Origin of the sequence: Natronospirillum sp. (assembly GCF_022565775.1) — a bacterium.
Classification (GTDB): Bacteria; Pseudomonadota; Gammaproteobacteria; order Pseudomonadales; family Natronospirillaceae; genus Natronospirillum.
The window spans coordinates 1-12,138 of the sequence record NZ_JAIUMC010000095.1 but is presented as its reverse complement, the minus strand read 5'-3'; the positions used below and the strand labels follow the sequence as shown (position 1 = coordinate 12,138).

Genomic DNA, 12,138 nt, shown 5'->3' with positions numbered 1-12,138 from the left:
TTGTAGAGATAGCGCGATTTGTGCTGGCTGTTCTTGAAGTTGGTGGCTTTCACCAGGCCCTTGTCGATCAGTGCCTGCAGGCAATAGTTCACCTTGCCCAGGCTGATGCCCAGGTCTTTGGCAATGGCGCGCTGGCTGGCGGAGGGGTCGGCCTCGAGCGCTTTTAGGATGCGGTAGCGGCTTTCGTCGTTGAGCATTTTAGAAGAGTTGTGAGTTTTGAGTTGAAAGTTGTGAGTTGTAGGCGGTGGCGTGAGTCACGGATGCGTAGCCAAGGGCCACAGCCTACAGGGTTTGCGCGGCCAAGGCCGGCGCCTACAGTGGTGGCGCCGTCGTAGGCGGTGGCGTGAGTCACGCATGGCGGTTATAGCCGCCTTTGTGGGGGCCTGCGGCCCCATCGCGCAACGGGGTGCGCTCCTACTGGTTGTTCTCTCGTTTGTGCACGCTGGGGTGCAGGGTGGCGTCTTCTGGCAGTTGTCTGGGCTTTTTGCCGCCAAACAGCAGTCTTAACAGCCGGCCCGACCAGGTGCGCCAGGGTTTGTGGGCTGTGCCCAGCGGGTCTGGTGGCTGTTCGGGTTCGTGGTGTGGCGGCAGTATCAGGCCGGCGTGCTCTGCTTTCTTTTGCATCCATTGCAGGCTGATTTCTGCCAGGCCGCGGTCTTTGTAGCCGCCGCCGACATCACTGTGAGCACCCGCAAACCAGACCTGTTCTATCGTCTGATGGGGTTTGCGGCGGCTGTCGTCCCACAGTTCCGGTTCGTACTTGGGCCTTTTTTCGTCAATGGCCAGGGCATGGTAACCATGCGTGACGATGTGGCTCAGTTCAGCGTTGAAGAAGCGCTGGCGGCGGTAGAAATATCCCAGCGCTGAAATGGTGTCCCAGACGCCGATAAAGTGGATCTCGCACGGCTGGCTGTATTGCTCTCGAAACTGCTGTGCTTCTGCGTTGTTGCCCACCTTGAAATAGAGCCGCGTCGCTCTGGGTACCCGATGTCGCTCGTCATGGCGCAGCAGGCCGCATTTTTTGACCATACCGCTGAGCGCACGCACGGCATAGGCACCCCGGCTGAAGCCGAACAGGAAGATGCGGTCGCCCGGTTCATAGTGCTCTACCAGGAAGTGGTAGCCGTTTTCGATGTTCTCTGTCAGGCCGTTGCCGAACAGACGCCCCATCAAACAACCCAGGCGGCCGGTACGATGCAGGCGGCTGGGCGTGAAGGTGCCAACTCCGGGTTCATAGCGGGTGACCTGCTCGCCACGCTGTTTGGGCAGCCGCTCATACAGGTGCGCGACGTTGGTGTTCTCGGCCCGGTGGCGGACCGGTTCATCCTCACTGGGCTGGCCGTGATGCATCAGTGCGTTGTCGGTGCCGTCGCAGCAGAAGACGAGGTTTTTCATTCCTTGAAAGGTTTTTTATTTAGAAGTCGAAAGTTGTGAGTTGTAGGCCAGGGGCGTAAGCCCCGCTTGGTGGCGTTGCGGCGCTGAGCACGACTTACGTCGTTGGCCAATAGATACAGAGCCTTCTATTCAGGCGGAAACTGGCTCATTCATCCAACATTGCTTTTACGGCAGTGGTCAGCTCTTCCAGGCTTTCCTCGACCACGCGCTTGACTGTTTCCGGGTCGATATCACCCAGGTAATTGTGGACCAGTATGTTTCTGAAGCCGCTGATTTCACTCCAGGGGATGTGTGGATGCTCGGCTTTTCTGGCATCGGGCAATCTCTGGGTCGCTTCCGATAAGGTCTGCAGGTTTCTCACTGCGGCATCATAAAGGATGTCGTCAGTTGTTATATCTCCTCGATCTTCAATCCGCCTAATTTTGCTGATGCAATCAAGAATGTGTCGAGCATATGGCCTCCAGTCCTTGCTCATAGCGGTACCGCCTCGCGAATCACATCGTCCCTGATGTACTGGTTCAGTTCGTGCTCTGGGATCAAGTCCACTTTTCGGCCAAACAGTTCTTCAAAAGACTGGGCCAATCTCATTCTCTGGCTGAACAGATCATAACCCTTCGGCAGCTCTACCAGGATGTCTATGTCGCTGTCTGCAGTCTCTTCTCGCCGCGCCACGGAACCAAAAATCCTGACATGGCTGGCACCACATTGCTGCGCCAGTTGATTAACAATGTCTTTTTTCTGGCTGATGTCATCCATCAACATGATCATTCACCTTGATAAAACATTTGCGCCTTGACTGATTATAGCGCTGAGTGATGGCAATAGCCGCCTTTGTGGGGGCCTGCGACCCCGAGCACGACTCACGTCGTTGGCCTACAGATGTGGCACATTTGTAGGCTGTGAGCTTGCTCACGCATGCGTCGCCAAGGCCGGTGCCTATGTGACCAACCTGCGTTGAATCAGGTCTTTGATCAGCGCCTGGGAAAACCGGATTATTTCCGCTTGATATCGGTGGGCGGTATTCAGCGCACTGGCAAGCACTTCAGGCGACTCCATGTACTCATGAATCATCTGGTTGCGCGTCTGGCGAATGGCCATCCATTGATCCGCTGAATTCAGCAAGCCCAGCTTTTCGACTCGATCCAGATTGTCCAGTGCTGTGCCGGTGTGCTCGCCCACCAGGTGCAGCCATGTGGGCAGCAGCTTGTCGCCTACAGTGTCCTGCAGTCGACAAAAACGACTGGTGTAGGCTTCCACCCGCTCAGCCTGCTCGGGGTCCGTCGCCAGGCTGCGAGCACGCTCAACGGTAAACTGTTCTTTGAACACGCGCCCCGTGGAGTATTCAAGGTGATCTATTTCCTTGCGTACCACTCTGACCAGAAAATGAAGCCGGTCGTTACTTGTTCCGCTCACAGTACTTGCCCCTGCTGACTGGCCACACGATGAATGGGCAGTCCGGTAAGATTGGGCGCCTGCACCACAACATCTACCTTGCGCCCATGAAAGGCTCGCATCAACCGCGCACTGAGTTGGCCGGAGAGGTTGGCCGGGTCGGACACAGGTTCACGAACCCGGACCATCAGGTCAACGTCACCGCCGCGAGCACTGTCATCAAGCCTGGAGCCGAACAGGATGACCTCGGCATTGGCACCAAACACTGCGGCGGTTTCGGTCTTGATGGTGTTGATTTGAGCTTGGGTGAGGCGCATTTTGGAGTTGAAAGTTGAAAGTTGAAAGTTGAAAGTCAGAAGTTGAAAGTCCCAAGTCGACAGTGCACAGATGACGGTCGACAGTTAGTCCATTTTAGCTTTCAGGTTTTGCATCAGTCCGTGCAGCATGGAAGAAATTTGCTGCGTTTCCGCAATCCACTTCTTGCTGGTGCTCTGGTTGACATAGTCTATCCGAGTACCAATGTAGATTTGGGTCCTAAGCTCAGCACACGAACTGTACGCCATATTGATGAAGCGCAACTTGTCCTTTATGGATGCTCTGGTGATGCCTTCCGCGATGTTGGACGGGATGGACAATCCGGATCGCGTAATCTGATCTCTGAATCCAAAGTCCTGGAAGCCATTGAAGTAGATATATAACTCGGCAGAGAGCTTTGCTGCTCTTTTCCATACCTCCAATCGCTCGAAATACACAAAACAGCCTCACAGCTATAAAAACCTTTACTGTCATCTGTCTTCCGTCGACTGTCTACTGGCTCTTCGTTTAGTCCTTCCCGTACAGATCCCGGGTATACACCTTGTCGCGGACGTCCTTGATGTCGTCGGTGAGGCGGTTGGCGACGATGACGCAGGCGTCTTTCTTGAACTGTTCGAGGTCGCGGTAGACTTTGGAGCCAAAGAAGTCGTCTTCTTCCAGCACCGGTTCATAGACGATGACCGGTATACCCTTGGCCTTGATGCGCTTCATGACGCCCTGCATGGCGGAGGCGCGGAAGTTGTCGGAGCCGGCTTTCATGATCAGGCGGTGCACGCCGACCACCTCAGGGTTGCGGCGGATAATGGCATCGGCAATGAAGTCTTTGCGCGTGCGGTTGGCGTCCACAATGGCGCCGATGATGTTATTGGGCACTTCGTTGTAGTTGGCCAGCAGTTGCTTGGTGTCTTTCGGCAGGCAGTAGCCGCCATAGCCGAACGAAGGGTTGTTGTAGTGGTTGCCGACGCGCGGGTCCATGCTGACGCCTTCGATGATCTGCTGGGTGCTGAGGCCGTGGGTTTCGGCGTAGGTGTCCAGCTCGTTGAAGTAGGCGACCCGCATGGCCAGATAGGTGTTGGAAAACAGCTTGATGGCCTCGGCTTCGGTGCTGTCGGTGAACAGGGTCGGCGGGTCTTTCTGGATGGCGCCCTGCTGCAACAGCCCGGCGAAGGTTTCGGCGCGTTGTGAGCGTTCACCCACCACAATGCGGGACGGGTGCAGGTTGTCATACAGTGCCTTGCCTTCGCGCAGGAATTCCGGTGAAAAGATCAGGTTGTCGGTTGCAAACCGGGCGCGTGCATCGCGGGTGTAGCCCACCGGCACGGTGGATTTGATGACCATCACCGCTTTCGGGTTGATGCTTTTGACATCTTCTATCACCGACTCGACTGACTTGGTGTTGAAGTAGTTGGTTTCGGGGTCGTAGTCGGTGGGGGTGGCGATGATGACGAAATCGGCGCCATCATAGGCTTCGGCCTTGTCCATGGTGGCGCGGAAGTTCAGCTCGCGGTTGGCGAGGAAGTCTTCGATTTCCGCATCCACGATGGTGCTTTGGCGGTTGTTGAGCTTGTTGACCTTGTCTTCGATGATGTCCAGCGCCACCACTTCATTGTGTTGGGCGAGGAGCATGGCGTTGGACAGCCCGACATAGCCGGTGCCGGCGACGGCGATTTTCATGAGAGTCATTCCCTGGTGATGAAAGTCGAAAGTTGGAAGTTACAAGTTGAGAGTTGTGAGTTTAACAGCTCCCGATTTGTAGGCGCTGGCTCGCCTGCGCTCGGCGGCGCAGCCGCCCTATTTAGCGCGGCCAAGGCCGGCGCCTACAACGGAGGCACCCTGTAGGCGCTGATTTATCTGCGCTCGCCGGCGCCTACAAGAATGCCTACAGGTTGTAATAACTGCGGTACCACTCGACAAACATGGCGACGCCTTCTTTGACGGGGGTGGCGGGCTTGTAATTAACGGCTTCTTCCAGTGCGGTGCTGTCGGCGAAGGTGTCGGGCACGTCGCCCGGCTGCAACGGCAGCAGTTCCTTCTCGGCTTTCATGCCGAGGGCTTCTTCGATGGCTTCGATATACTCGATAAGCTTCACCGGGTTGTTGTTGCCGATGTTGAAGATGCGGAACGGTGCGTTGCTGGTGGCCGGGTCGGGGTTGTTGCTGTCCCATTCCGGGTTGGGCTCGGCGATCTGGTCGCTGGCCTTGATCACGCCGGCCACTATGTCTTCGACATAGGTGAAGTCGCGGGTGTGATTGCCGTGGTTGAACACCGGGATCGATTTGCCTTCCAAAGTGTTCTTGGTGAACTTGAACAGCGCCATGTCCGGGCGGCCCCAGGGGCCATAGACGGTGAAGAACCGCAGGCCGGTGGTGGGCAGCTTGAACAGATGGCTGTAGCTGTGCGCCATCATTTCATTGGCTTTCTTGGTGGCCGCGTAGAACTGCAGCGGATGGTTCACGCCGGCGTGCTCGCTGAACGGCATATTGGTGTTGGCGCCATAGACGCTGCTGGTGCTGGCATAAGTGAAATGCGGTACCTCGGCATAGCGGCAGGCTTCCAGCAGGTTGGTGAAGGCGACGATGTTGGCTTCCACGTAGCTGTGCGGGTTTTCCAGTGAGTAGCGCACGCCAGCCTGGGCGGCCAGGTGAATCACCCGGTCGAAGGTATGCTCCTTGAAGCAGGCTTCCACGGCGGCCATATCAGCCAGGTTCTGGCGGATGAAGTGGTACTCGCTGCCGGTCTCACGGGCGGTTTCTTCGAGGATTTCCAGCCGTTTTTCTTTCAGCGTGGGGTCGTAGTAGTCGTTGACGATATCGAACCCGACCACGGTGTCGCCGCGTTCCAGCAGCGTTTTGGTCAGATGGAAGCCGATGAAACCGGCGTTGCCGGTGACGAGGATTTTCATGCCTGTTCCCTGGTGTTGGAGATGAAGAGGGTTTTTCAAATGAGGCTTTATATCTGTAGGCGCCGGCCTTGGCCGCGCTCGGGGCCGCAGGGCCCTCTAAATCGGCCAGCGGGGTGGCCTCCTACAGAAAACCCGTGCCACCACTGTAGGCGCCGGCCTTGGCCGCGCTCGGGGCCGCAGGCCCCTATCAAATCGGCCAACGGGGTGGCCTCCTACGGAACGCCCACGCCACCTTAACTGTAGGAGCGCACCCCGTGCGCGATGGGGCCGCAGGCCCCTCTAAATCGGCCAGCGGGGTGGCCTCCTACGGAACGCCCACGCCACCTTAACTGTAGGAGCGCACCCCGTGCGCGATGGGGCCGCAGGCCCCTCTAAATCGGCCAGCGGGGTGGCCTCATACGGAGCGCTCGCGCTGCCCCAATTTCAAAAAAGCACACTTCCGTCCGGCCGGGTGAAGTGGCAAACCAAATCTGTTCAGTTGTTGAACATGCATTTTAGGCCAACCTGTCCTCTGTGACAAGCGCCGCCGGTCAGTCTTCAGCGCTCTGTTCGCAGGACGCTTAGTGCCCAGGGTGGCCCAGGACCGTGACGAATTAACCACGCGGGACACTAGTGTACAGGGCATGCCAAAGCATTCAAGGTGCCCCAGGACATGCAATGGCTATTTGCAGCTCTCTTGGCAGCCACCAAGACCCACCTTTGGGTTAGCCCAGTTGGGTGATAGAAATTTCTGTTGTTTCCACTGACCATGGCGAGCATCTGGCCTGAACCGGCCGATTCATGGACCCCGTGATCCCAAGGCGCCTGATGTACAGTGGAAGTTATAGCATTCAAGCTCGAACTCTACCCCTTTCAGGGCCGCTTCGGCCCTGTTTTTCCCCTGTCTGGAGCCTCTGGTCGCGCCCTGGCGTCCACTATAAAAATCCGCACAAGACAGAGGAAACCTCATGAAACTCAAAACTCTGACTGGCACTGTATTCGCCAGCCTGCTGGCTCTATACGGCTGCGATGACAGCTCTTCGTCCAGTGACAGCAACGGTGACAGCAGCTCTTCAGGCGGCAGCAGCGATGCCAACCTGGAGGCCGCAAGCACCGACTCGGAGAGCCCGATTGCATTCGATAAATCCAAAGACTACTTGATCGAGTCAGACTTGCCGGATGATTTCGAGTACTTCTACTTCGAAAACAACCCCGGGGTCTACACGATCTCGGTGGAAGACCTTGACCTTGATGGCGTCGAAGGCCTTTACCGCATCAATGTGCGCGTTCAGTACTACCATGAACACAATGGCCGCTATCAGGGCCTTGAGAGCTATCCGGCCTATCACAACTACCCGGGCAACGGAGAGGCCGTGGCCAAATTCCTGCTGGAAGAGTTTACCCGCATCCGGGTCCGTCTGGTTTTGGGCCATGACGGTGATGATGATGATGTGACCGGTACCGTGGCTTTCCGCAAGTCCGGGGAGGAGGCCGAAATTGTGGATTCCGCATGGTCCAGCGACTGGGCAGCCTCGGTCGATCGCAAAAGGGAATGCCTTACCGGCGGCACCTACTCCGGCGGCTCGCCGGGGGTAACATCGCGTGTGGTGGGCAATGATCTGTTTATCAACCGCGCCTGGTGGCCAGATGCGACCGTTGACGGAGATGACCTGACCTTCGACCGGGAATTTGAGGCATCGTTTGGAGACTCCAGGTTGACGCACGAGGCTTCTGGATCAGGTACTGTCGACGATGGCGATCTCAAGTTTACTCTCGAAGTGAGAGAAGAGTTTTTCGAAGGCGAAGACCGGGAGAACTTCTGTGACACCGAAGTGGAATATGTGTCGCGGTAATTCTGATTAACCAACTCAAAATGCCTCCTGCAGCGCAAACTCTTGCGCCTGCAGGGGGCTTTTCTGGCCCAAAGCCCTACATATTGCGCCGCAACAACCACCCACCGACAAAAAGCGCTCCGATCACCGGGATCAGGCTGGCGATCGCCGGTGTCAGGCCAAGATACAAGCCTGCCGGGCCAAAGAATTGCTGCACGATCTGCAGCATCAGCGCCAAAGCCACCCCCATCGCAATGCGTGCACCGATTGAAATGGACCGGGTAGACCCGAACACGAAGGCGATGCCGATCAGCGTGATGCTCAGCGTCAACAAAGGCGCCGTGGCACGGCTCCAGAACTCCAGGGCGACAACCGGGTCAGCTACCGCGCGTTCATTCAAAAACCGCACCCGCTCACGCAGTTGCGGCAGGGTCAGAACCCGCATGCGGGTGCCCAGGTTGTAGATGATTTCGGGAGACAGCGGCGCCTCGATCGACTGTTCGTCATAGTGGAGCTTGCGAAACCGGGCCGTTTCACGGTCAGTGCCTGTCCATTCGGTCACTTCGACATCGAGCATCCGCCACTCATCCGGCTCCAGAAGCACCTCTCGAGCACGCACCGTCTCAGTGATCTCGCCCTGCTCATCCAGTGTCACGATAAAGACATTGCGCGCCCGTTCGGCGGTCACGAACTCGCCGACGTTCATCATCTGGTTGCCGCTCTGGTACCAGTCACCAAAGCTCGGGCCTTCGTCGCGATCCAGACGCTCGGCGCGGTACATGTTGGCTTCCAGACGCAGCTGCGGCGCCAGCATTTCTCCCATCATGAACAGCAGACCGATGGCGACCAGGGCCGGGGTCATGATAGTGGCCAGCAGGCGGGACGCCGGCAGTCCGGTGGCGCGGATAGCCGTCAGCTCGCTGCTCGCCGACAGGCCACCCACACTGACCAGGGTGCCTACCATCACAATGAAGGGAAAAAAGTAGCGGTAGATCTCACTCGGCAGCTCCATCAGGGTGAACACCATGACGTGGAAGCTGGTGAAGGTGTCGCTGCCGCGACGTGACAGCTCATCCGCATAGCCCAGCAGCGCCAGCAGGCTGGCGAACAGCATGAAGACGACGAGAATGCTTTTCAGGGTGCGAAACAGGATGTAGCGGCCGAGGATGGTCATCATGTGCTGCTCCCTCCCCCGCTCTCGGCGCGAGTTGGCCGCACCCGCTCATAGAACTGCCACCAGAGGTTGGTCAACCAGCCTTTGAAATCAAAGCGGAACAGCAGCGCCATCATGATGGCCAGAATATGCAGCCACCAGTAGTTGGCCCACAGCGGGAACGCTTCGTTGCGCACATTGATATTTACGGTGCGCATCAGATACATGTAAAGCACATATATGATGACAGCGGGCAGCACGGCGGCGTTCTTCCCCGAGCGCGGCGTGTAACGGGTCAGGGTGACAGCCCACACGGCGAACACGAGGGCGGTGAACGGATACAGCACTCGCTGCTGCGCCTCTGTCTTGTCGCGCATGTTGCTGGATTCCCAGAGTTCGGCAATGGGCTGTGCCGAACGACTCAGGCTGGTGGAGGCTTCGGGTATTTCGAGGCGCAAGCTGAGTGTTTCGAAGATGTTTTTCTCCAGGGTGTCGTCTTCGAGCGATTCACGCAGCAGCTCGCCGTCGGTCAGCACGAGAAACTGGGCGTTGTCCTGCCGTTCAACCCGGGCCCGCTGTGCGGTGACCAGCCGTTGTTCGTCGTCCTGAACATAGGCCATGAAGACATCCAGCAGATCGCCGGTATCCGGGTCGCTGCGCCGGGCATGCAGGGTGCTGCCATCCGGGCCGACCGGCGCGAACTCGCCGGGTTGTACCAGCTCCGCCGCCGGGCGTTCGGCCAACACCCGCTCCAGTTGGTATACCTGCTGGCCGGACCAGGGCACCAGAAACAGGGAAAAGAAAAACAGCAACCCGGTGACCAGCGCGGCCACGCTGAGCATCAGACTGAGAATTCGGTTGTCGGAGTAGCCGACGGCCTGCAGCACGACGCGCTCACTGGAGGCGGACAGTTGACCCAGAGCGATGACGGAAGAGAGAAAGAAGGCCCCGGGCATCAGTTCCAGCAATACGGCGGGCACTTCCAGCAGAATCAGTAATGCCACAGCGCCGCCGGGCAAGGTGCCGCCCAGCGCACGGGTGAGCACCTCGCCGAAGACCTCTGCCAGCATCAGTGCCGTGATCAGCAGGCTGATAAACAGGAAGGGTATGGCGACAAGGCGCAGGATGTAACGTTGAATAATCACGCGGGTTCAATAATCCGGCATGGGCGTCGACGGGTCATTGTAGGCCAGTGGCGCGTCTATAGGCTAGTGCTGAAGGCGGCTGCGCCGCCATCGGCCAGGGGCTGGCCTCCTACGGTAGGAGCGCACCCCGTTGCGCGATGGGGCCGAAGGCCCCCTACGGCAGAATGTCTTGCAACGCGTCGTACACCTTCTCAGGCATCAAATCCCGCATACAAGGCGGCGGCTCTGCACTGCCCTTTTCCAGCCATTTGCAGTCCCGCTTGTGGCAGGGTGCGCACTCTAGACTCAACGTCAGGTTGCGCGTATGGCGGCCAATCAACCCCACCTGGGCCGGCGATGTCGGCCCATACAAAGCTATCGACGGCGTACCCAGGGCCCCGGCAATATGGGTAAACCCGGTATCCATGCCAATAACCGCCCGGGCATTGGCTAACTTGTGGGTAACTTCCGGGATACTCAACCGCTCGTCGGCCACCTGAACCGCATCGACACTGGCCCGAATGGCCTGTGCCATACTCTGCTCCTCCGGAGACCCCCAGATCACCTCGACCGCATGCCCTGCTTCATGCAGACGCTGCGCGAGGGTGGTCCAGTGCGCCAGCACCCAGTGTTTGGTATGCCAGGTGGTGCCGGGAATCAGCAGCACCGGGCCGGGCTCGGACTCGTCAGTAACAAACTGTGACCGGATACCGAACTCCGGCTCACCGGTGACCTCATAGCCAAAGGCGGCGCCCAGCAGGCGGCGCAGTCGCTCGGTGGCGTGTACCTCAAGGGGCGTCTCGTCGGCTCCGATCACATCATGGGCATGGTGGTAGAGCCAGCCGGCCGGCAGCTCGCGCAGGCTGCGTCCACCAAACCCGTGGCGCTGGTCGGCATTGGCCTGGCTGGCAATCAGTGCGCTCTTGAGCAGGCCCTGAGCATCGACAACGAGCTTGAAGCGGTCGTCTTTCAGGCGGGTGCGCCAGGCTGACCATTCACGCCAACTGGCCCGGTCGCGCTGTCGCAGCCACTGGCGCTGGGTAATCGGAATCACCTCTGCCACGGCGGGGTGCCAGGCCGCCATATCGGCAAAGCCCTTTTCGACGACCCAGTGCAGTTTGACGTCGGGGCGCTGACGTTGCAGATCGGTCAAGGCGGGAAAGGTATGCAGTATGTCGCCCATGGACGACATCTTGATCAGCAGGGCCTTCATGCGGGGCGCCCTGGTGTCAGTTGTAGTTCTGATAGGATTTTTCTTCCACCAGTTCGGAACCGAAGGCCAGGTTGATGTCTTTCTTGACGGCGGCCCGTTCGTCGTTGGTGAAGTAGACGGCCCGCGCCAGTTGCACGAAGGTGTCGCCGAAGTCTTTCTGGCGTTCGCAGTCGCGGATGTCGTCTTCGATGTTCCAGAGCTTCTGGTTGATCTCGCCCAGCTTGCCTTTGAGCGGTTGCAGTGTCTGCAGGCCGTCGGTATCCAGCAGTTGGTTCAGGCGCTCGCTGAGCACGTCGAGTTCATGCTGCACGTTCTTGAGTTTGGCCGCGTCTTTAATGTGGCGGGTCTTGATTTCGAGGATGGTGATTTTGTCGACCATTTCACCCAGAGACACGGGAGTTTCAACCAGCATGGAATGAAGTCCTGTTGTTGATTGGTAAGCGGTTCAGGGTTTGCAGTTTACCTCAGGGGGGCAGCAAACAAAAAGCCCGCCGCATGTTGCCATGGGCGGGCTTTCCGGTATCTGGCTCCCCGAGTTGGACTCGAACCAACGACCAATAGATTAACAGTCTACTGCTCTACCAACTGAGCTATCGGGGAAAGTGCGCGTATCCTAGCCGCGGCGTTTTGGACTGTCAACATCAAAGTGGCAGTTTTGTTAGAGGGTTGAAAAGAAAGGAGAAAATTGAGGGCCTGCGGCGCTGAGCGTACGGGGTGATCGCGCAGCGGGGTGCGCTCTTACGGTAGGTGTGGCACCGGTGGTCCGTAGGAGGCCAGCCCCCTGGCCGATTGTGCAAGGGGCCTGCGGCCCCATCGCGCAACGGGGTGCGCTC

The 12,138-nt window shown here is 58.3% G+C and carries 14 protein-coding genes and 1 tRNA gene; 1 reads left to right on the top strand and 14 read right to left on the bottom strand.

The genetic code is table 11. The features are described 5' to 3' along the window. The 9 genes from LAT62_RS13940 to LAT62_RS13900 form a co-directional block, all read right to left on the bottom strand. Window positions 1–197: MarR family EPS-associated transcriptional regulator (locus tag LAT62_RS13940; protein ID WP_293385150.1), on the bottom strand; the 197-nt coding region annotated here is incomplete at its 3' end. Window positions 198–414: 217 nt separating this feature from the next. Continuing rightward, the gene (locus LAT62_RS13935) at window positions 415–1,395 is read right to left on the bottom strand and encodes a DUF2235 domain-containing protein (protein WP_293385147.1); all 981 of its coding nucleotides are present in this window, start codon (window positions 1,393–1,395) and stop codon (window positions 415–417) included. Window positions 1,396–1,540: 145 nt separating this feature from the next. Further along, window positions 1,541–1,870 carry a HepT-like ribonuclease domain-containing protein gene (locus LAT62_RS13930; RefSeq protein ID WP_293385144.1) on the bottom strand — a complete coding sequence of 110 codons (330 nt, stop codon included), beginning with the start codon at window positions 1,868–1,870 and terminating at the stop codon, window positions 1,541–1,543. Further along, entirely contained in the window at window positions 1,867–2,157 is a 291-nt protein-coding gene (locus tag LAT62_RS13925; protein ID WP_293385141.1) for a nucleotidyltransferase domain-containing protein, read from the bottom strand. The genes LAT62_RS13930 and LAT62_RS13925 overlap by 4 nt, the downstream gene beginning before the upstream one ends. 174 nt (window positions 2,158–2,331) lie before the next feature. Next, complete coding sequence (locus LAT62_RS13920) at window positions 2,332–2,808, bottom strand: hypothetical protein (protein WP_293385138.1); 477 nt, start codon at window positions 2,806–2,808, stop codon at window positions 2,332–2,334. Next, complete coding sequence (locus tag LAT62_RS13915; RefSeq protein ID WP_293385135.1) at window positions 2,805–3,104, bottom strand: nucleotidyltransferase domain-containing protein; 300 nt, start codon at window positions 3,102–3,104, stop codon at window positions 2,805–2,807. Before LAT62_RS13915 ends, LAT62_RS13920 begins: the two co-directional genes overlap by 4 nt. An 84-nt stretch (window positions 3,105–3,188) precedes the next feature. Beyond that, complete coding sequence (locus LAT62_RS13910; RefSeq protein WP_293385132.1) at window positions 3,189–3,539, bottom strand: four helix bundle protein; 351 nt, start codon at window positions 3,537–3,539, stop codon at window positions 3,189–3,191. A 70-nt stretch (window positions 3,540–3,609) separates the two neighbouring features. Then, window positions 3,610–4,776 (bottom strand): nucleotide sugar dehydrogenase, encoded by a 1,167-nt coding sequence (locus LAT62_RS13905; RefSeq protein WP_293385129.1) that lies wholly within the window; start codon window positions 4,774–4,776, stop codon window positions 3,610–3,612. A 205-nt stretch (window positions 4,777–4,981) separates the two neighbouring features. Further along, a complete protein-coding gene (locus tag LAT62_RS13900) occupies window positions 4,982–6,004 on the bottom strand; it encodes an NAD-dependent epimerase (RefSeq protein WP_293385126.1) in 1,023 nt (340 codons plus the stop codon). A 947-nt stretch (window positions 6,005–6,951) separates the two neighbouring features. On the opposite strand from LAT62_RS13900, the gene LAT62_RS13895 reads away from it, so the two are divergent. Beyond that, window positions 6,952–7,836, top strand: coding sequence for a hypothetical protein (locus LAT62_RS13895; RefSeq protein WP_293385123.1), 885 nt, complete (start codon window positions 6,952–6,954; stop codon window positions 7,834–7,836). A 76-nt stretch (window positions 7,837–7,912) separates the two neighbouring features. Here LAT62_RS13895 and lptG read toward each other — a convergent pair whose 3' ends face one another. The 5 genes from lptG to LAT62_RS13870 form a co-directional block, all read right to left on the bottom strand. Continuing rightward, window positions 7,913–8,992 (bottom strand): LPS export ABC transporter permease LptG, encoded by a 1,080-nt coding sequence (gene lptG / locus LAT62_RS13890; protein WP_293385120.1) that lies wholly within the window; start codon window positions 8,990–8,992, stop codon window positions 7,913–7,915. Then, on the bottom strand, window positions 8,989–10,113 hold the full coding sequence (gene lptF / locus LAT62_RS13885) for an LPS export ABC transporter permease LptF (protein ID WP_293385118.1): 1,125 nt from the start codon (window positions 10,111–10,113) through the stop codon (window positions 8,989–8,991). The genes lptG and lptF overlap by 4 nt, the downstream gene beginning before the upstream one ends. A 154-nt stretch (window positions 10,114–10,267) precedes the next feature. After that, window positions 10,268–11,305, bottom strand: a complete 1,038-nt coding sequence (gene waaC / locus LAT62_RS13880) for a lipopolysaccharide heptosyltransferase I (RefSeq protein ID WP_293385115.1) — start codon at window positions 11,303–11,305, stop codon at window positions 10,268–10,270. Window positions 11,306–11,321: 16 nt separating this feature from the next. Beyond that, window positions 11,322–11,717, bottom strand: coding sequence for a DUF6165 family protein (locus tag LAT62_RS13875; RefSeq protein ID WP_293385112.1), 396 nt, complete (start codon window positions 11,715–11,717; stop codon window positions 11,322–11,324). Window positions 11,718–11,829: 112 nt separating this feature from the next. Beyond that, window positions 11,830–11,905 (bottom strand) — tRNA-Asn (locus LAT62_RS13870). Between the last annotated feature and the right edge of the window lie 233 nt (window positions 11,906–12,138).